Here is an 18,200-nt window from a genome sequence, read left to right as displayed (position 1 = left end):
CCTACATTGGCCTGGTCACCAGCGGCACCTGCGCATCGCCGATGCGGATCATGTCGACTTCCACGCCGAAAATCTCCGCGATGCGTTGCGGATTGAGCGCCAGTTCCGGTCTGTCGTCGGCGACGATCCGGCCCTTTTCCAGCACCAGCACGCGGGTCGCGTAGCGTGAGGCCAGCGCCAGGTCGTGAATGACCGCGAGCACGGCGCCGCCTGCGCGCGCGGCATGGCGCAGGACATCCATGACCACGAATTGATGGCGCGGGTCGAGCGACATGATCGGCTCGTCCGCGAGGAGGACTTTCGCCTGCGTCGCCAGCACGCGGGCAAGCGCCACCCGCGCGCGCTCGCCACCGGACAAAGTGGTGACGATGCGGTCGGCAAAATCCTTTGTGCCGGTAATGTCGAGCGCATGTGCGACAGCTTCGCGGTCCTTGTCCGACACCGGCGAGAATGGATCGGCATGCGGGTAGCGCCCGAGCGCCACGATCTCTCCGGCCGGCAGGGGCCAGGAGAACGAGTGACCCTGCGGCAGATAGGCGAGGTGGCGCGCCTTTTCTCGCGCTTTCAAGGTGCTTGCCGCCTTGCCTTCGAATTCAATATCGCCGAACGCCGGGACGAGACCGGCCAGCGCCTTGAGCAGCGTGGTCTTGCCGGCGCCATTCGGCCCGACCAGTGCCACGAACTCGCCTACGGCCAGCGTCACGCTGGCATTGTCGACGATGGTGCGGCCGCCGAGCCGGACCGAGAGGTCTTTTGCGGACAGCAGGGGCGCGGTCATGACGGCTCTCCCTCGAGCCAGCGCCGTTCGCTGAAGATCATATAGAGAAAGAACGGCACTCCGATCAGGGCCGTCACCACGCCGACCTTCAGCTCGATCGCAGACGGTACGATCCGCACCGCGATATCGGCTGCGAGCAGCAGCGCTGCGCCGGCGAGGGCGGCCGGCACCATGATGCGGGCGGGATCGGCATTGACATAGCGGCGCACCAGATGCGGCGCCACCAGGCCGACAAAGCCGATCGCGCCTGCCACCGCGGTCGCGGCGCCGACGCCGAAGGCGGTACCGAGCACCACGGCGAAGCGTGTGCGTTGCAGGTCGACGCCGAGCGACATCGCCGCATCTTCGCCCAGCGTGAGCGCGCGGAATGCGCGCGCATTGACGAGCAGCATGATCCAGCCTGCGATCATGAACGGTGCCGCGATCATCAGGTGGTCGCGCGAGCGGTCTTCCAGCGAGCCGAGCAGCCAGAACGCGACTTCAAGCGCAATGAAGGGATTGGGCGCGAGGTTCAACACCAGCGCGGTCATCGCACCGGCAAAGCTCGCCAGTGCCAGTCCGGCTAGAAGGATCACGGTCAGGCTGGTGCGCGGCCCTGCGATCAGCACCAATGCGCCAACAGAAATCAGCGCGCCGAGAATCCCGGCCACAGGAACGAACAGCGAGGTCGCCGGCAGGAAACCGAAGGCGATCACGAACGAGGCTGCCGCGGCCGCAGCCTGCGGCGCGCCGAACAAGGCCGGCTCGGCCAGCGGATTGCGAAACAAGCCCTGCAGGGCGGCGCCGGAAAATCCAAGGGTCGCGCCGATCACTGCCGCGAGCAGGGTTCGCGGCAGGCGGATTTCGCGCACGATTACGCCGGCGACGCCATCGCCGCTCCACAGCGCCTCCAGGGCGGTGCGCGCCGACAGGCCGGCCGGGCCGACGGCCAATGACGTCGTCATCAATGCAAGCACCAGCACGGCAAGTGCAGCATTGAGCCGCCAGACGGATTTCGATATCGCTTGCATGAATGGTTGAGGCCCCGAATCCCTATGCTCGCATGATGCGCGTCATCGGAACAGTGCCGCTGCTGGCCTTGTGCGTGGCCCTGTGGGCGGGCGCCGCACCGGCATCCGACGCCCCGCGCCGCGTCGTCTCTTTCAATCTGTGCGCCGACCAGCTGGTGGTGGCCTTGGCCGACCCCGACCAGATCGCGGGGCTGTCGCCCTATGCGACCGATTCGGCATTGTCGGTGGTGGCCGACAAAGCGCGTGCGTTTCGCAAGGCCGATTGGCAGGCGGAATCCACGCTTCTGCTCGAGCCCGACCTGGTGCTGATCGGGCCGAACGATCGCTCGGTGACGCGGCGGATGCTGACAGCGCAGGGGTTGCGCGTGGTCGAGACTGGCTTCGTCAGCGATTTCGACTCCGCACGAAAACAGATCCGCGAGATGGCGGCCTTGCTCGGCCATCCCGAGCGAGGCGAAAAGCTGATCGATGAGCTCGACCGCGCGCGGGCGCGGCTCGCGACCGTGGCGCCCAAAAGCGATCGCACCGCTTTGGTGGTCGAGCGCGGTGGCTATACGCAGGGGCCGGCCAGCCTGGCGGCGACGTTGCTTGTAGAGTCCGGCCTCAAACCACCAGCCGGCGCGCCCGCCGGTTATGGCGGGTTTATTCCGCTGGAGAAGTTTCTGGTACTCAGGCCAGACCTCGTGTTCCTGAAGGATCCGCCAAGCGCCGCGACCGATCAGGGCGCGATGTTTCTCGTGCATCCGGCGTTGCGCGATCTGTATCCGCCCGAACGGCGCCTCGCGCTGCCCACGCGCTACACCATGTGCGGCGGTCCGGCACTGGTCGCGGCGTTCGATTACATGGCCGACGAGATTGCCCGCCTTACGCGGTCCGAGCTTCGACCCAGTCGCGAATGATCGCGGCGAGCGCGTCAAGTCCGTCGGTCAACGCCGCCGGTCCCGGCTGCAGGATCAGCGGAGACTTGATCTCGCGCAGCCAGCCGTCTCGTACTGCGGGGATCGCGTCGAAGCCCGGCCGCGCCGCGACCTTGCCCGGCACGAACTTCTTGCCGCACCACGAGCCGATAATGATGTCGGGCGCCGCCGCGATCACCATGTCCGGTGTGACGATGCGTTCGGGCGCGGATTTGTGGCGCGACAGGTCGGGGAACACATCGACACCGCCCGCGATCTCGACCAGTTCCGACACCCAGCGGATGCCGGAAATCATTGGCTCGTCCCACTCCTCGAAATAGACGAGCGGCTTTCGCGGCAGTTCTTCGGCTTGCGCCCGGACAGTGTTCAGCTTCGCTTGCAGCGATGCCGCCAGCACCTCCGCCTTGTCCTGCGCGCCGACAAGCGCACCGAGGGTGTGGATCATCGCGAAGATGCCGGCGATATCGCGCTGGTTGAAGGCATGGACCTCGACGCCGGCGCGGATCAGTCGCGCCACGATATCGGCCTGCAGATCGGAAAAGGTGAGAATCAGGTCCGGCTCCAGCGCGAGGATTTTCGGCACATCCGCGCTGATGAAGGCCGAGACCCGCGGCTTCTCCTTGCGCACCCTCGGCGGGCGCACCGCATAGCCCGACACGCCGGCGATTCGATCCTGCTCGCCGAGGAGGTAGAGCGTCTCCACGGTCTCTTCGGTCAGGCAGACGATGCGTGCGGGCGCGTTCATGCAGGACGCCGAGCTTACACGAACGCGGCTTCGTCCGCCTTGCTCAAAATATCCGGCCCGCCGATTGCGGAAACCCGGCCGCCGTCGATACGAACGATCACATTGGCGATACGCTTCAATTCGCGTGCGTAGTGGCTGACATAGACCATCGGAATGCGCGCCTCGTCCCGCAGCCGCAACAGATAGGGCATAATCTCGTTCTTGCGCGCCGGGTCGAGCGAAGCCAGCGGCTCGTCCATCAGCAGCAATCGCGGCTTCAGCATCAGTGCGCGGCCGATGGCGACGCGCTGACGCTCGCCGCCGGACAGCTTCCCGGGCCTGCGCTGCAACAAGGGCTCGATATCGAGCATTGCGACAATGCGCGCGAACGCGGCATCGTCATGCGGCAGACCCGCCATCCATCGTCCGTAGTCGAGGTTCTTCGCGACCGTCATATGCGGAAACAGACGGCCTTCCTGGAACACGTAACCGATCCGGCGCTGGTGCGAGGGAACGTCTATTCGCTTGTCGTGATCGAACAGAACATCGCCATTGAGCGCGAGCCGGCCCGCATCCGGCCGCACCAGTCCTGCAATCATGTTCACCAGCGTGGTCTTGCCTGCGCCGGACGGGCCGAACAGCCCTGTGACCGGGCCATCGCTCTCGAACGCGATCCGCAGATCCAGGTCGCCGGCTTGCTTGCGAAGATCGACACTGAGCAACGTCATTCTCCGTGCAGCCGGCGCGTGGCGCGGCGTGCGAAGTATTCCGACGCCAGCAGCGCCGCCATCGCAATAACGATGGCGACGATGACCAGCCGTAGCGCGGCTGCATCACCCGCAGGGGTCTGCGTATAGGTGTAGATCGCCGCCGAAATCGTCTGGGTCTCGCCGGGAATGTTCGACACGAAGGTGATGGTGGCGCCGAATTCGCCGAGCGCCTTGGCGAAGCACAGCAGCGTACCGGCGATGATACCGGGCATCGCGAGCGGCAGTGTCACCGTGGCAAAGCGCCAGAAGGCATTGGCGCCGAGCGTCGACGCCGCATCTTCGAGCTTGCGGTCGATCGCCTCGAAGGAAATCCGGATCGGCCGCACCAACAGCGGAAATGCCATGATTCCACAAGCGAGCGCTGCGCCGGTCCAGCGGAATGACAACACAATGCCGAACGTCTCGTACAGGAAGTTGCCGACCGGTCCGCGGCGTCCGAACGAGATCAGCAGCAGATAGCCGGTGACGACCGGTGGCAACACCAGCGGCAGGACGATCAGTCCGTCGAGCAGTGCCTTGCCCGGAAAATTCTTGCGCGCCAGCAGCCATGCGACCGCGATGCCGAGCGGCAGCGCCACGACGGTCGCAACAGTGGCGATCCGGAGCGAGAGCCGGATTGCCGTCCATTCTTCGGGAGTCAGTTCGAACACGTGACGGATTTATGCCGAAGTCAGGTCGAAGGCTTCGCGGCCAGTACGGTGAAACCGTACTTTTCGAAAATGTCCTTCGCTGCCTTGCCCCGAAGGAATAAGAGATAGCCGGCTACGTCGGGCTTTGCGGTGGCCGTCGCCGCCACCGGATAGGTGATCGGTGGGTGCGAACCCTCCGGAAACGCACCGATGATCTTCACGCCGGGATCGACCTTGGCGTCGGTCTCGTAGACGATGCCGAGCGCCGCTTCGCCGCGCGCGACCAGCAACAGCGCCGCGCGGACATTGTCGGTCATCGCGAATTTCGGTTCGGCCGCCGTCCACGATCCGAGCTTTTCCAGCGCAGCCTTCGCATAGAGGCCAACCGGAACCGCCCTGACGTCGCCGGTCGCAATACGTCCGTCGCCGGCAAGCCTGGCGAGATCGAAGCCCTGGCCGATGGTCACATTGTCGAGCTTGGAGTCCTTCGGCGCAATCAGCACCAGCTTGTTGCCGAGCAGGTTGACGCGCGTATCGGTCTTGATCGCCTTCTTGTCCTGAAGGTAATCCATCCACTTCAGGTCGGCGGACACGAACGCGTCGGCCGGGGCCCCGCCTTCGATCTGCTTGGCCAGCGCGGAACTTGCCGCATAGCTCGACACAACCTTGGTCCCTGTCGCCTTGGTGTAGGCAGCGTTCACGTCGTCGAGCGCGTTTTTCATCGACGCCGCGGCGAAGACGGTGATGGTCTTGTCCTGCGCGACAGCGGATTGCGGCGCGATTGCGAATGCGCCGGCAAAGAATGCGGCGCCAAGGCCCAGTGCGAGTACGCGTCTCAGCATGGCGGTTCTCCAAAAACGGGTCGCCCGACAACATGGCTGTGCCACGCCGGGGAGGGCAAAGGTCAAAAGACGAAAGCGATGTTTCTGGAACCGCCGTTCCGCAAGGGCAGGGAGCGCGCACAGCGCCGCCCGGATCGCGAGGGGACTTTAGCAACCTTCCGCCATTTGCCAAGACCGGAAAAGGACGCAGACTGGATGCGCCATTGCCGGGCCAGACCCGCCAATCCATCATTTGGCGCGTAAGATGGACCTACGGATCAAGGCCGGGGTAACGAGGATCGATGTCGCAGGGTAAACGTATGGCTGCACCGACGCCGATCGAAGGCGACTACGACACCATCATCGTCGGCGCAGGCTCGGCGGGTTGTGTGCTGGCGAACCGGCTTTCGGCCGATCCGGGCAAGCGCGTGCTGCTGCTGGAAGCGGGTGGCCGCGACAACTGGATCTGGTTTCACATTCCGGTTGGCTATCTGTTCGCGATCGGCAACCCGCGCTCCGACTGGATGTTCCGCACCGAACCGGTACCCGGCCTGAACGGTCGCTCGCTGGCCTATCCGCGCGGCAAGGGGCTCGGCGGGTCGTCGGCGATCAACGCGATGATCTATATGCGAGGGCAGGCCGGCGACTACGATCACTGGCGGCAGCTTGGGCTCACCGGCTGGGGTTGGGACGATGTGAAGCCGCTGTTCCGCAAGCAGCTCGACCATTTCCTGGTCGACAGCGAGCATCACGGCACGGGCGGCGAGTGGCGGGTGGAATATCCGCGGCTGCGGTGGGACATCACCGACGCGTTTCGTGAAGCGGCGGCGCAGGCGGGCATCCCGAAATGCGACGACTTCAACACCGGCGACAATGAGGGCTGCGGCTATTTCCACGTCAATCAGAAGATGGGACGGCGCTGGTCGTCGGCGCGGGGCTTTCTCAGGCCGGTGATGAAGCGGCCTAATCTGCGGGTCGAAACCGGATGCCTGGTCGAGAAAATCGAATTCGACGGCAGGCGCGCGACAGGCGTGCGCTTCTTCCAGAACGGCGAGAGCAAGGTCGCGCGCTGCCGCGGCGAGGTCATCCTGTCGGCCGGCGCGGTCGGATCGGTGCAGGTGCTGCTGCTGTCCGGCGTCGGACCGGCGGGGCACCTTACCGAACACGGCATCGCACCCGTTCTCGACAAGCCCGGCGTTGGCGAGAACTTGCAGGATCATCTGCAATTGCGTTTGATCCACAAGGTCTCCGGCGTCACCACGCTGAACGAGACATATAAATCGTTGATCAGGCGCGGGATGATGGGGCTCGATTATGCGCTCCGCCGCCGTGGACCGCTGACCATGGCGCCTTCGCAACTCGGTGCGTTCACCCGGTCGAGTGCGCGCTACGAGCGGCCGAACATCCAGTTTCATGTGCAGCCCTTGTCGCTCGACAAGTTCGGCGATCCGTTGCACGACTTTCCGGCCTTCACCACCAGCGTCGCCAATCTGCGGCCAGCGAGCCGCGGCCATGTCCGCCTGCGAAGCACCGATCCGGCGGACAAGCCCGTCATCCAACCGAATTACCTCGCAACCGACGAGGACCGGCAGGTCGCCGTGGATTCCATCAGGGTTGCGCGCAACATCGTGGCGCAGCCGGCGCTGCAGGCATTCAACCCGGTGGAATATCTGCCCGGCGCCCAATTGCGCAACGACGACGAGGCGGCGCTCGCGAAAGCAGCGGGCGATATCGGCACCACGATTTTCCACCCGGTCGGCACCGCGAAAATGGGCCGCGCGGACGACCATATGGCCGTGGTTGACGAACGGCTGCGCCTGATCGGTCTTGCCAATGTGCGGGTGATCGACGCGTCGGTCATGCCGACGATTACCTCCGGGAACACCAACTCACCGACCATGATGATTGCGGAGAAGGGGGCTATGATGGTGCTGGAAGATGGGCGCGGATGACTGACAGCCACACCATTTCCTAAGATTCGACGGATACGACGGCTCCATGACCCTGCACCCGCTTCTTGCGCGCATCCGAAATATCGTCGCCGACCCGCGCAGCGAATGGCCGCTGATTGCGACCGAACCGGGCGACCCGATGCGGCTGTTCGTCGGTTATGTCGCGGTTCTGGCCGCAATACCGGCAGTCTCGGGTTTCATCGGATCGAGCCTGGTCGGTGTATCGGTGTCCGCCGGGAGGCTGCACGATCCGCTGATGATGGGATTGGTGCGAGCCGTCATGAGCTATCTCTTCAGCTTCGTGATCGTATATCTGACCGCGCTCGTCATCACCGTCATGGCGCCGCTGTTCCAGACCGAGCGCAATTTCACCAATGCCCTGAAAGTCGCGGTCTATTCGTTCACGCCGGTCTGGCTGATCGGGGTCGTGCTGATGGTGCCCGGACTGCGGTTCCTGTCGATCCTGGGCCTTTACGCGATCCGCCTGATCTGGACCGGACTGCCGCCGCTGATGGGTACGCCGCGCACGAAGATTCTGCCCTACGCGCTGTCGATTGTGGTCGCGGCCTTCGGAATCACGCTGGCGATGTCGGTGATCCAGGCTGCGGTTCTCACCCTGCCGTTTCGGGGCGATGCCGGCGAATGACTAGGGCATCGCCCGCAGATACCGGATCGGCCGGCCGGCGGTAAGGCCTTGCGCCGCGGCGATGATCGCGTTCGCGTCGATCCCGTAATGCCGGTACAGATCGGGAAGCGACCCGGTCTGTCCGAAGTGCTCAACGCCGAGCCCGCGCGTCCTGTGGCCATGCACGCCGCCGAGCCATGATAGCGTCGCCGGATGCCCGTCCAGCACGGTGATCAGTCCGCAATGCGGCGGCACGTCGTCCAGCAGTCGCTCGATATGCGAGCGCGCATGAACCAGGCCGCGCTCGCGCGCGCGTTGCGCCGCCGTCCAGCCGGCATTGAGACGGTCGGCGGAGGTCACGGCGAGCAAGCCGACATCGCGGCGGTCCTCGCTCATCAATCCGACTGCCTGAATTGCCTCCGGCGCGATGGCGCCGGTATAGGCAACAACGGCCTGTGCGTTCGGCCCCGGCTTGCGCAGCCAGTATGCGCCATCGATGATGCCTTGCCGCAGGTCATCGGTCATCATGCGCTGTGGCTGCTCGATCGGGCGGGTCGACAGCCGCAAATAGACCGAGCCCCCGGTCTCGTCGCGCAGCCAGTTTTTTTCGTCAGGAGCGTCGTCCGCGTCCTTCTGGATATAATCGAGCGCGAAGCGCAGGATCACCGCGAGTTCATCAACGAAAGCCGGCTCGAAGGACGCAAGACCGTCCTGCGCCATGCCGATCAACGGCTGCGCGATCGACTGATGCGCGCCGCCTTCGGGCGCGAGCGTAATCCCGGACGGCGTCGCCACGACGATGAAACGCGCATCCTGGTAGCAGGCATAGTTCAGCGCATCGAGGCCGCGGGCGATGAATGGATCGTACAGGGTGCCGATCGGCAACAGCCGTTCGCCCTCGATGGAATGAGACAGCCCGAGCGCCGACAGCAGGATAAACAGATTCATCTCCGCGATGCCGAGTTCGATATGCTGGCCTTGCGGCGAGAACTCCCAGGCGAACGTGGAGGGGATGCGTTCGTTGCGGAAGGTATCCAGCATCGACTCGCGTGCGAACAGGCCGCGCCGGTTCACCCAGGCGCCCAGATTGGTCGAGACCGTGACGTCCGGCGAGGTGGTGACGATGCGCGAGGCATAAGCCTCCTTCGACTTGCCGATCTCGTTCATCAGCGCGCCAAAGCCGGTCTGGGTCGACGTTACGGCCTGCGCCGGCACGGAAATCGTTTCCGGGATCTCGATCCGCGGGATTTTTGACGCAGGCTTTCGCTGCGCGAACGGCACCGCGTCGAGATAGCCTTGCAGCGTGTCGCCAGGCAGTGTCAGGCCTTCGAATTTCTCCCACTCATGCCCCGGCCGCACATCGTTCTGTGTGCGGAAGGCTTCCATCTGCGCTGGCGTCATCAGCCCGGCATGGTTGTCCTTGTGTCCGGCCATCGGCAGACCGAAGCCCTTCACCGTGTAGCAGATGAAGCAGACCGGCTTGTCGTGATCGATGCTCTTGAAGGCCTTGAGCAGTGCCGGGAGGTCGTGGCCGCCGAGATTGTTCATCAGCCGCGCCAGCTCGTCGTCCGAGCGCTTTTCAATCAGCGCCGTGACATCGCCCTGATCGCCGATCTCGTCGAGCAGCCGCTTGCGCCAGGCGGCTCCGCCCTGAAACACCAGCGCGGAATAAAGCGGATTCGGGCAGGCATCGATCCAGGCGCGCAGCTTCTCGCCGCCCGGCTCGCGGAACGCGGCCTCCTGCAGCGCGCCGTATTTAACGATCACCACCTCCCAGCCGAAATTCTTGAATAGTTGTTCGTAGCGTTCCCACAGGCCTTCGCGCACCACGGCGTCGAGGCTCTGGCGGTTGTAATCGATGATCCACCAGCAATTGCGCAGATTCTGCTTCCAGCCGTCCAGCAACGCCTCGAAGATATTGCCCTCGTCGAGTTCGGCATCGCCGACGAGCGCGATCATGCGCCCTTCCGGCTTGTCCTTGGCCAGGCCATGCGCGCGCACGTAGTCCTGCACGATCGACGAGAACAAGGTCTGCGCCACGCCGAGGCCGACCGAACCGGTGGAGAAATCGACATCGTCGATATCCTTGGTGCGCGACGGATAGCTCTGCGCGCCCTTGTAGCCGCGGAAATTTTCCAGCTTTGCGCGGGTCTGCTTGCCGAGCAGATACTGGATCGCGTGGAAGATCGGCGATGCATGCGGCTTGACGGCGACGCGATCCTGCGGCCGCAGGATGTCGAAATAGAGTGCCGTCATGATGGTCGCGAGCGACGCCGACGAAGCCTGGTGGCCGCCGACCTTCAGCCCATCGACGCTGTCACGCAGATGATTGGCGTTGTGGATGGTCCAGCTTGCCAGCCACAGCACCTTCTTCTCGAGTTCGGACAGAATGTCGATGCGGGACGGCTGCATGCTGCGCTCCTCGATGCGTTCCCTGGCGGCGCAATACGTGTCGGATAGGCGGAGTTTGCCATGCTGCCGGTGGCAGGGGCAGCCAATCTGCGCTATGATCAAATTCAGAATTGGCATAATCAGCCAAATTAAAAGAGAATTGTGGCGGGATCATTCAATAATGCAGGCCGACGCCATCGACCGGAAAATTCTCGCTCTGCTGCAGGAGGACGGGCGGCTCAGCCTTGCGGCGCTTGCCGAAAAGGTCGGGCTGTCGCCGTCGCCCTGCCTGCGGCGGGTGCGACTGATGGAGAAAGCCGGCATCATTTCGCGCTACGTCGCGGTGTTGAATCAGCGCGCGGTTGGCCTGCCGGTCTCCGTTTTCATTTCGATCAAGCTGGAAAGCCAGCGCGAGGAAGCGCTGACGAAATTCGGACGCGCCATCGCGCGCTGGCCGGAGGTTCTCGAATGCTACCTGATGACCGGGCCGCGCGATTATCTGCTGCGTGTCGTGGTCGCGGACCTATCGGCCTATGAGCAGTTTCTGAAAACGAAGCTGACGCGACTCGATGGTATTGCCTCGATCGAGTCGAGCTTCGCGCTGGAGCAGGTGAAGTACACGAATGTGCTGCCGGTTTAGTGACGGCGCATCACCCCCGGTTCCTCAGCACCAGGCACGCACCGCCGGCCTTGCGCAACGCGTTGCACAGCGCATTCGCTTCATTGCGGGTGTCGGCGCCGATCCGCACCTGATAGAAGGTTGCGCGCCCGCGCGTGCGCAGCACCGACGATTGCAGCCCCGGGTCCTTGTCCTTCAGCACGCTCTCGAAGCGCCGCAGCGCGCGGGCATACATCGCCATGGCGCGATCGCGCGAAAATCCGGCGCCCAGTTGCACGCCCCAGGGCTGCGCCAGCGAATGCACCACGCGCTGCCGCAATTCGTCGAGGAATGGCGATGGCGAGCGCTTGAGCATCGCCATCAGTTCGCCGCAGCCAGGCTTGGCCTTTTGCTCCGGCTTTATCGTCTCCTTGCCGTCCCGCACCTTGGTCCGCTCGGCCGCCCATTCGTCGACGGTCATGCCGGTGATGGCGGACACGTAGTTGCGGGTCTCGCCCGGCATATAGCCGCTCCCGGCGAGCCATTCGCGCACCCGCCGCGGGCCCGCATTATAGGCCGCGGCCGCAAGCCCGAGATTGCCGAATTGCAGCCATAGCTCCCTCAAAAACTCCGCCGATTTCGGCAGCGCCTGCACCGGATCGAACGGGTCGAGCAACCCGCGTTCGGCGGCGGTGCCCGGCATGAATTGCGCCATGCCCTGCGCGCGTTTTCCGCTGCGGGTCACGGGACCCACGGCGTCGGCGCGGAACCGGCTTTCCTGCCAGATCACACGGGCGAAAAACTCGAACGGCAGACCATGATCGCGCGCCGCGGATTCGATCATCAGGCAGATGGAATCATCGGATGCGGACGCTTGCGCGGCTGCTGACGCCTGCGGCGCAGCGGCGTCTTGCGCGCGGGCATCCGGCAGTGGTGCCGAAACGAGCAACAGCGCCGCCACAGCGATGGCGCCGCCATATGCCCTATGAAGAACGCCCGGCACGGCAATGGCCCGTCCAACTTGCATGCGCCCGGGCGCGGCCCCGAGCCATCGGCTCGCGGCCAAGCCTAGTCGCTTAGAACGTGCTCTTCAGCTTCAGATGATCCATGCGGTTAATCGATTGCACGTTGATATGCCGATCCTTGCCGTCGCGCTGAATGTCAAGCGGCACGGTGGCTCCGGCGGCGCCAAGCGACCAGAGCTTGCGGTAGAAATCCGGCAGGGTTTTCGGCGCGTCGCCGGCGATGTTGACGATCACGTCACCCTTCTGCAGTCCGGCCTTCTCGGCCGGAGAACTCGGCGTGACGCGCGCGATCACCAGGCCGAAATCTGTCGCTTGCGTGCTCAGCCCGATCCAGGGTTTGGGAACGCCGCCAGCCGCGCCGTTGGCGATCAGATCGGCGAGGATGGGTTTGAGAATATCGGTCGGAATATAGAGATTGCCGGCGCCGCCGCCGTTCCCGGAGGCATCGCCGACGATCAGCGAGCCGACGCCGACCAGCTTGCCCTCGCGCGTGATCAATGCGGCGCCGCTCCAGTGCGAATGGGCGGGCGCGGTGTAGATCGCGCCGTCGACCAGATATTCCCACGAGCCGGCGAATTCGCGCAGCGACACCACGCGGGCCGGTGCGATGCCGTCACGTCCGCCGAAGCTCGCCGCCAGCACCGGGTCGCCGACTTTCAGGTCGGACGACTTGCCGAACAGCATTGGCCGGACCTTGAGCGGCGCCACCGCCTTCAGAAGTCCGAAGCCGGTATCGTGGTCGTAGCCGATCACCTCCGCCGGTATCTTGCGGCCATCATTGGTGATCGCCTCCGCGGCATGCGCCTCCACCATCAGATAACCGATGGTAAGGATCAGGCCGTCGTCGTCGATCACGATGCCGGAGCCGTCCCGCTCCTGGCCGAGATTGTCGACCGTGCGGCCATCCGGGTTGATGTAGGTCTTGATCCTGACGACCGACGACAGAAGTTCCTCGGTCAGGGCCTTGGCGCCGTCACCCTGCTGCGCAAGGGCGGGGCCGGACGCGGCTGAAAGACACAGAACCGAGACCAGCAACAGCACCACGCGCAAGGGCAGTGACTTTCGCATCCAGGCCTCCTTTGGCTCGCCACCGGTACCAGACCGGCAGGAATCAGGTGTGCAAATCGGGTGCCAATTATAGAGGCACAGATCTGCAGATCAGCAAGAGGCGATGACGTCTTGGTGGCGGCTTTTAGGCCTGATCGCGGCCGGCACGCGCGCTTGTGAACGCCTTTTGCCGAAGCAAGGGCGCGTCGGCCGGTCTTGTCGCGCGATAACGGTTCCGTGACACGCGGATCGCCGCGATGTGCGCAGCGCCCTCAGGCTGTCAGCTCTTTCCGCTTTTCCTGCAGATGCGGGAAGCGTTCGGTCAGGAGCGATCCGAAATAATAGGTCACCGGATAGGCCGGGTGAGCCCGGATGTGATCGAGCCAGCGGCCAACCGAGGGATAGTCGCGCCACATATTCTCGAGGCTCAGATCGGCAAGCCTCACGATCACCGGCATTACCGCTACATCGGCCAGCGAAATGTCGGAGCCGAGCAGCCACGGGCCGCCATGCGCCGAGATGGCTTCGTCCATCCGCACGACCGTGCGGCGCAGCCGGTCCATCGCGGCATCCATCTCCTTGCGCGGGAAGCCGGTCTGGCCCATCGCCAGCATGAACTCCTTGCGCAGCGGCTTCGATTCGGCGAAGGCGCGGAATTCCTCGGCGCTCATGGCCTGAAAGCGTGGCAGGAAGGCGAGGTTGAACGTCGGCACGCGGATCGCCGCCGCCGGCATCTCGTCGATGAAGCGCATCAGCGCGCGCATGTTTGCCCGGCCGAACGCTTCATCCGGCGTGAAAGATACGGGCTCGGGCGAGACTTCGTCGAGATATTCCATGATGACCGATGAGTCGATCACGACCGCGCCATCATGGTTGAGCGTCGGCACGACGCCGTTGGGATTGAGCTTCAGATATTCCGGCTTGAGCTGGTCTCCCGCCAGCAGATCCAGCTTGTGTTCCTCGAATGGCAATTGCTTCGCGTTCAAAACGAACCGCACGCGCTGGCTACACGTCGATTGCGGTGCGTTGTAAAGGATCATCGCCATTCGAACCGTTCCTCGGTTGGATCGTTGCGCGTGGGGCTCACTCCAGCCCGGTCGGAACGTTTTTCTTTTCGCTCTCCAGTTTCATGCCGGACGCCGCCGCCATGGTTTCCATCAGGGTCGCGAAATCCTTCTCGAGATAGGCCTTGGGATCCTGTTGCAGGATCGCGTTGCCGATATGCCCCTGCAGGATTTCCCGCGTGGTCGCGGTCACCGGCATCGGCACTTTCCATTCGCGGCCGAGTTCGAGGCCGAGGTCGAGATCCTTCAGCAGCAATTCCGGCGTGAAGGTCGTGGTCCAGTCGAGATTGACCAGCGCCGGCGACTTGTAGCGGGTGAACATCGAGCCCATCACGCTGTTGCTCATAAAGCGCAGGAACGCCTCGCGCGGCACGCCCATCTTGTTCGCCAGCAGCGTGATCTCGATCAGGTTCTGGATCACCACGCCGAGCATGACGTTGTGCGCGATCTTGCAGATGCGGGCGAGTTCGCCGTCGCCGACATAGGACACGCCGTTGGGCGCGAACTTGAGAACCATGTCCTCGACCTTGCGGAAGGCCGCTTCCGGGCCGGACGCGACGGCCGACAGCTTGCCGGCGTTGATCACCTTGGCATTGCCGGAGACCGGACAGGCCACGAACTCGGTGCCGAGCGCGGTCAGCTTTTCGCGGATGTCGACCGAATCGTCGACCGATATGGTGGAGCAGTCGACCACGATCTTCGGCATCTTGCCCTTGCCGTTGGGCGCGACGCCGTCCGGGCCGAACAGCACTTCCTTCACGTCCTTGCCGGCCGACACGATGACAAAGAGCACGTCCACGCCGGAGAGGTCTGACAGCTTGTCGACCACCTTGCCGCCGATCTTGGTCAGCGGTTCGGCCTTTGCCTTGGTCCGGTTCCAGATCGAGACGTCGTAGCCAGCTTTCAGCAGCCACTCGGCCATTGCGTAGCCCATGCGGCCCATTCCGATCCAGCCGATGGTCTGCCCTTTGGTCGCCATTCATTCCTCCCGCGGATTGTTCGCATGTTTCGTAACACAGGCGGCAGATGCCGCAAGCACTTCGCATTTGTCGCGCGGGGACCTATGATTGCAATGCGGAGGTCCCATGCCGGTTATCTGTTCGCTCGTAGATGCGCTCGCGCCGATCGCCGATGGCTGCCTGCTGGCGGTGCCGCGCGAGCAGGCCGGGGTCGCGATGGAGGCGACCCGCGCGCTCATCCGCCGCCAGCGGACTCATCACAATGTGAAAAATCTGCATCTGGTAGCGCTGCCCGCCTCCACCCTGCAGGCCGATCTGCTGATTGGCGCCGGCTGCGTGGAAACGCTGGAGACCTCGGCGGTCAGCCTCGGCGAGTTGGGGCCGGCGCCGCGTTTCACCGCGGCGATGACATCCGGCACATTGCGCATGAAGGATGCCACCTGTCCGGCGCTCTATGCCGCGCTGGAAGCGGGCGAGAAGGGTAATCCGTTCATGCCGCTGCGCGGCATCATTGGATCGGACCTGATGACCATCCGCGGCGACTGGCGGGTGATCGACAATCCATTCGGTAACGACGATCCGATCGTGCTGCTGCCGGCGATCCGGCCCGATGTCGCGCTGTTTCACGCACCGATGGCCGATCGGTACGGCAATGTCTGGGTTGGGCGGCAGCGCGATCTGACCACGCTCGCGCATGCGTCGCGCAAGACCGTGGTGACGGTGGAGCGGATCGCCGGCGGCAATCTGCTCGACGATCCGGTGATGGCGGCAGGCGTGCTGCCCGGCTTTTACGTTGAGACGATTGCCGTGGTCGAGAACGGCGCCTGGCCGCTGTCGCTGCCCGATTATTATCCGGTCGACGTCGCGCATCTGTCCGAATATGCGCGGCTTGCGAAGACCGCCGAAGGCTTCGCGCGCTATTGCGATGAGTATGTGTATGCGAAGCAGGCGGCGTGAATCGTGGTAGCGACCTTCCAGCCCGAAGAACTTCTCATCGCCAGTGTCGCCGACCTCATCGGCGATGTGCGCCACATCGCGGTCGGCAACGCGTCGCCTATTCCCGCGGCGGCGGCGCTGCTGCAGAAGGCGCGCTGTGGCGGGCGCCCCTATGTGTCGCTGTTGCAGAGCCGCAAGCACAACTTCTTCACCGAGGGCGGCGCCGAATTGTTCGATTGCGCCGGCCAGGGGCGGATGGATGTGTTCTTTCTGTCCGGCGGCGAAATCGACGGCGAGGGTAACATCAATCTTGTCGGCATCGGCGACCACGACAAGCCGCAGGTTCGCTTCCCCGGTTCGTTCGGATCGGCCTATCTCTATTTCGTCGTGCCGAAAGTGATCCTGTTCCGCACCGAGCATTCGCGCCGCACGCTGGTGCCGAAGGTCAATTTCATCAGCGCGCCGGGCGTGAGCGCGGACAATGTCTATCGAACCGGCGGCCCGGTGGCGCTGATCACCAATCGCTGTCTGTTCGCCTTCGATAAGGAGCGTCGCCGCTTTCGCCTGCAAAGCGTGCATCCCGGCCATAGCGTTGCGGAGATCGAGGAGCATACCGGCTTCGATTACGACTGCCCGGACCACGTACCCGAAACGCCCGCGCCGGATGCGGAGATCTTGCGCCTGCTGCGTGAGGTGGTGGCGCCGGAACTCGCAGAGGTTTATCCGCAATTCGCGGAGAAGGTTTTCGGCATTGTGAAAGCGGCATAACGCCGTCATTGCCGGGCTTGACCCGGCAATCCATCTCGCAGTCAATGCTTGCAACAACAAGCTGCGGGGTGGAGACGAAATGCCAGTCGAGCCAATTGAAGTCGCCGTCATCGGCACCGGATGGTGTGGCGGTATTCGCGCGGAAACGCTGTCGCGCTATCCGCTGGTCAAGAAGCTTCATGTCTGCGAGATCAGGCCGGACCGGCTGAAGGAAATCCAGCAACTGACCAATGCAGCGGTCGCGACCGCCGACTATCAGGACATCGTCAGGAACGATGCGGTCAAGGTGGTCTACATTTCCACGACGCCGGAGAATACGCATTACCCGATCGCGCGCGATTGCCTGAAGGCCGGCAAGCACGTGCTGCTGGAAAAGCCGATCGCGCTAGAACTCTATGAGGCCGACGAACTCATCGCGATCGCGAAGCGCAACCACGTCAAGTTCACCATCGGCTATTCGCAGCGTTTCAATACAAAATTCGCCTATGCCAAGAAAAAACTGAATGACGGCACGCTCGGCAAGCCGGTCTCCATCATGGTCAGCCGGCATCTGTCGAGGAGTCTCGGCAAGAAGATCGCGAGCCGGGTGCGGCTGTCGCCCGCCGCGATGGAATCCACCCACGACCTCGACATCGTGTTCTGGCTGCTGGAGCCGGCCAAGCCGGTGAGTGTATTTTCGCAGGGCGCCTATGGCTTCATGAAGCCGGTCAACGGCTCCTATGACATCATGTGGTCAACGGTGAAGATGGACAACGGCGTCCTCGTCGCCATCGGCGGCGGCTGGAATCTGCCGCCGAGCTATCCGAACTATTGCGCCACCACGATCGAGATCACCGGCACCGAGGGCTCGCTATTCCTCGACGACACCGCGCGCGACCATTGGCTGAACACCGTGAAGGACGGCATGCAATATCCGATGTCGACCATGCCGGGCGAGCAGGTGGACCATGTGTTCGCCGGCCAGATGGGCCCGGAGACCATCCATTTCCTGGAATCCTGCATCATGGACCGGCCGCCCATGGTGTCGCCGGAAAGCGCCCGCACCGTGATGGAATGCTACCTGGCGGCGGACCTGTCGGCCGAGCGCAACCAGCCGGTCGACATTCCGCTCACCAACGAGACGCTGGCGGGCATCGCCGACATGATCAAGGCGCAGCGCGCGCCTCTTCCCTAAGGCGTCCCGGCC

General features: G+C 64.0%; 18 protein-coding genes. 7 read left to right on the top strand and 11 right to left on the bottom strand.

All coding sequences use genetic code 11. The annotated features are described in order from the left end of the window. Nucleotide 1: 1 nt before the first annotated feature. Nucleotides 2–778, bottom strand: coding sequence for an ABC transporter ATP-binding protein (locus AC5I5I_RS12860; protein ID WP_495973554.1), 777 nt, complete (start codon nt 776–778; stop codon nt 2–4). Continuing rightward, nucleotides 775–1,788 (bottom strand): FecCD family ABC transporter permease, encoded by a 1,014-nt coding sequence (locus tag AC5I5I_RS12855; protein WP_495973552.1) that lies wholly within the window; start codon nt 1,786–1,788, stop codon nt 775–777. Before AC5I5I_RS12855 ends, AC5I5I_RS12860 begins: the two co-directional genes overlap by 4 nt. Nucleotides 1,789–1,841: 53 nt before the next feature. Here AC5I5I_RS12855 and AC5I5I_RS12850 point away from each other — a divergent pair, with 53 nt between their 5' ends. Beyond that, nucleotides 1,842–2,687, top strand: coding sequence for an ABC transporter substrate-binding protein (locus tag AC5I5I_RS12850; RefSeq protein ID WP_495973550.1), 846 nt, complete (start codon nt 1,842–1,844; stop codon nt 2,685–2,687). On the opposite strand, the gene AC5I5I_RS12845 is transcribed toward AC5I5I_RS12850, so the two are convergent. Genes AC5I5I_RS12845 through modA form a run of 4 tightly spaced genes read right to left on the bottom strand, consistent with a single transcriptional unit; the run spans nt 2,653 to nt 5,670 of the window. Next, nucleotides 2,653–3,450, bottom strand: a complete 798-nt coding sequence (locus tag AC5I5I_RS12845) for a cobalamin-binding protein (protein WP_495973548.1) — start codon at nt 3,448–3,450, stop codon at nt 2,653–2,655. The two genes, AC5I5I_RS12850 and AC5I5I_RS12845, sit on opposite strands and share 35 nt — an antisense overlap. Nucleotides 3,451–3,464: 14 nt before the next feature. Beyond that, complete coding sequence (gene modC / locus AC5I5I_RS12840; RefSeq protein WP_495973894.1) at nt 3,465–4,151, bottom strand: molybdenum ABC transporter ATP-binding protein; 687 nt, start codon at nt 4,149–4,151, stop codon at nt 3,465–3,467. A 2-nt stretch (nt 4,152–4,153) separates the two neighbouring features. Continuing rightward, nucleotides 4,154–4,849 carry a molybdate ABC transporter permease subunit gene (modB, locus tag AC5I5I_RS12835; protein ID WP_495973546.1) on the bottom strand — a complete coding sequence of 232 codons (696 nt, stop codon included), beginning with the start codon at nt 4,847–4,849 and terminating at the stop codon, nt 4,154–4,156. 20 nt (nt 4,850–4,869) lie between these two features. Next, complete coding sequence (gene modA / locus AC5I5I_RS12830; protein ID WP_495973544.1) at nt 4,870–5,670, bottom strand: molybdate ABC transporter substrate-binding protein; 801 nt, start codon at nt 5,668–5,670, stop codon at nt 4,870–4,872. Between the two features lie 299 nt (nt 5,671–5,969). Here modA and AC5I5I_RS12825 point away from each other — a divergent pair, with 299 nt between their 5' ends. Continuing rightward, nucleotides 5,970–7,601 (top strand): GMC family oxidoreductase, encoded by a 1,632-nt coding sequence (locus AC5I5I_RS12825; RefSeq protein WP_495973542.1) that lies wholly within the window; start codon nt 5,970–5,972, stop codon nt 7,599–7,601. A 46-nt stretch (nt 7,602–7,647) separates the two neighbouring features. Further along, complete coding sequence (locus tag AC5I5I_RS12820) at nt 7,648–8,247, top strand: Yip1 family protein (protein ID WP_495973540.1); 600 nt, start codon at nt 7,648–7,650, stop codon at nt 8,245–8,247. Here AC5I5I_RS12820 and AC5I5I_RS12815 read toward each other — a convergent pair whose 3' ends face one another. Next, entirely contained in the window at nt 8,248–10,638 is a 2,391-nt protein-coding gene (locus AC5I5I_RS12815; RefSeq protein ID WP_495973538.1) for a thiamine pyrophosphate-binding protein, read from the bottom strand. Nucleotides 10,639–10,795: 157 nt separating this feature from the next. Here AC5I5I_RS12815 and AC5I5I_RS12810 point away from each other — a divergent pair, with 157 nt between their 5' ends. Next, nucleotides 10,796–11,257 carry an Lrp/AsnC family transcriptional regulator gene (locus AC5I5I_RS12810; protein ID WP_495973892.1) on the top strand — a complete coding sequence of 154 codons (462 nt, stop codon included), beginning with the start codon at nt 10,796–10,798 and terminating at the stop codon, nt 11,255–11,257. A 10-nt stretch (nt 11,258–11,267) separates the two neighbouring features. Here the strand turns inward: AC5I5I_RS12810 and AC5I5I_RS12805 are convergent, their stop codons facing one another. From AC5I5I_RS12805 to AC5I5I_RS12790, 4 genes are all read right to left on the bottom strand, one after another. Then, nucleotides 11,268–12,242 carry a transglycosylase SLT domain-containing protein gene (locus AC5I5I_RS12805; RefSeq protein ID WP_495973536.1) on the bottom strand — a complete coding sequence of 325 codons (975 nt, stop codon included), beginning with the start codon at nt 12,240–12,242 and terminating at the stop codon, nt 11,268–11,270. Nucleotides 12,243–12,291: 49 nt separating this feature from the next. Next, nucleotides 12,292–13,308, bottom strand: a complete 1,017-nt coding sequence (locus tag AC5I5I_RS12800; protein WP_495973534.1) for a S1C family serine protease — start codon at nt 13,306–13,308, stop codon at nt 12,292–12,294. 251 nt (nt 13,309–13,559) lie between these two features. Beyond that, nucleotides 13,560–14,333 carry a glutathione S-transferase family protein gene (locus AC5I5I_RS12795; RefSeq protein WP_495973532.1) on the bottom strand — a complete coding sequence of 258 codons (774 nt, stop codon included), beginning with the start codon at nt 14,331–14,333 and terminating at the stop codon, nt 13,560–13,562. A 37-nt stretch (nt 14,334–14,370) separates the two neighbouring features. After that, nucleotides 14,371–15,330, bottom strand: coding sequence for an NAD(P)-dependent oxidoreductase (locus tag AC5I5I_RS12790; protein WP_495973530.1), 960 nt, complete (start codon nt 15,328–15,330; stop codon nt 14,371–14,373). A gap of 106 nt (nt 15,331–15,436) precedes the next feature. On the opposite strand from AC5I5I_RS12790, the gene AC5I5I_RS12785 reads away from it, so the two are divergent. The 3 genes from AC5I5I_RS12785 to AC5I5I_RS12775 all read left to right on the top strand — a co-directional run bounded on the left by AC5I5I_RS12785 (nt 15,437) and on the right by AC5I5I_RS12775 (nt 18,188). Continuing rightward, nucleotides 15,437–16,267 carry a CoA transferase subunit A gene (locus AC5I5I_RS12785; RefSeq protein ID WP_495973528.1) on the top strand — a complete coding sequence of 277 codons (831 nt, stop codon included), beginning with the start codon at nt 15,437–15,439 and terminating at the stop codon, nt 16,265–16,267. Next, nucleotides 16,268–17,014, top strand: a complete 747-nt coding sequence (locus AC5I5I_RS12780; protein WP_495973890.1) for a CoA-transferase — start codon at nt 16,268–16,270, stop codon at nt 17,012–17,014. Between the two features lie 79 nt (nt 17,015–17,093). Next, entirely contained in the window at nt 17,094–18,188 is a 1,095-nt protein-coding gene (locus AC5I5I_RS12775; RefSeq protein WP_495973526.1) for a Gfo/Idh/MocA family protein, read from the top strand. Nucleotides 18,189–18,200 lie beyond the last annotated feature (12 nt).

The organism is Pseudorhodoplanes sp. (genome assembly GCF_059499825.1).
This window is presented reverse-complemented; position numbering and strand designations above follow the sequence as displayed.

Bases quoted from the DNA above. Each gene is read 5' to 3' on its own strand.
- AC5I5I_RS12860 (WP_495973554.1), bottom strand. From the start codon at position 778: ATGACCGCGCCCCTGCTGTCCGCAAAAGACCTCTCGGTCCGGCTCGGC.
- AC5I5I_RS12855 (WP_495973552.1), bottom strand. From the start codon at position 1,788: ATGCAAGCGATATCGAAATCCGTCTGGCGGCTCAATGCTGCACTTGCC.
- AC5I5I_RS12845 (WP_495973548.1), bottom strand. From the start codon at position 3,450: ATGAACGCGCCCGCACGCATCGTCTGCCTGACCGAAGAGACCGTGGAG.
- modA (WP_495973544.1), bottom strand. From the start codon at position 5,670: ATGCTGAGACGCGTACTCGCACTGGGCCTTGGCGCCGCATTCTTTGCC.
- AC5I5I_RS12825 (WP_495973542.1), top strand. From the start codon at position 5,970: ATGGCTGCACCGACGCCGATCGAAGGCGACTACGACACCATCATCGTC.
- AC5I5I_RS12820 (WP_495973540.1), top strand. From the start codon at position 7,648: ATGACCCTGCACCCGCTTCTTGCGCGCATCCGAAATATCGTCGCCGAC.
- AC5I5I_RS12815 (WP_495973538.1), bottom strand. From the start codon at position 10,638: ATGCAGCCGTCCCGCATCGACATTCTGTCCGAACTCGAGAAGAAGGTG.
- AC5I5I_RS12805 (WP_495973536.1), bottom strand. From the start codon at position 12,242: ATGCAAGTTGGACGGGCCATTGCCGTGCCGGGCGTTCTTCATAGGGCA.
- AC5I5I_RS12800 (WP_495973534.1), bottom strand. From the start codon at position 13,308: ATGCGAAAGTCACTGCCCTTGCGCGTGGTGCTGTTGCTGGTCTCGGTT.
- AC5I5I_RS12795 (WP_495973532.1), bottom strand. From the start codon at position 14,333: ATGGCGATGATCCTTTACAACGCACCGCAATCGACGTGTAGCCAGCGC.
- AC5I5I_RS12790 (WP_495973530.1), bottom strand. From the start codon at position 15,330: ATGGCGACCAAAGGGCAGACCATCGGCTGGATCGGAATGGGCCGCATG.
- AC5I5I_RS12785 (WP_495973528.1), top strand. From the start codon at position 15,437: ATGCCGGTTATCTGTTCGCTCGTAGATGCGCTCGCGCCGATCGCCGAT.
- AC5I5I_RS12775 (WP_495973526.1), top strand. From the start codon at position 17,094: ATGCCAGTCGAGCCAATTGAAGTCGCCGTCATCGGCACCGGATGGTGT.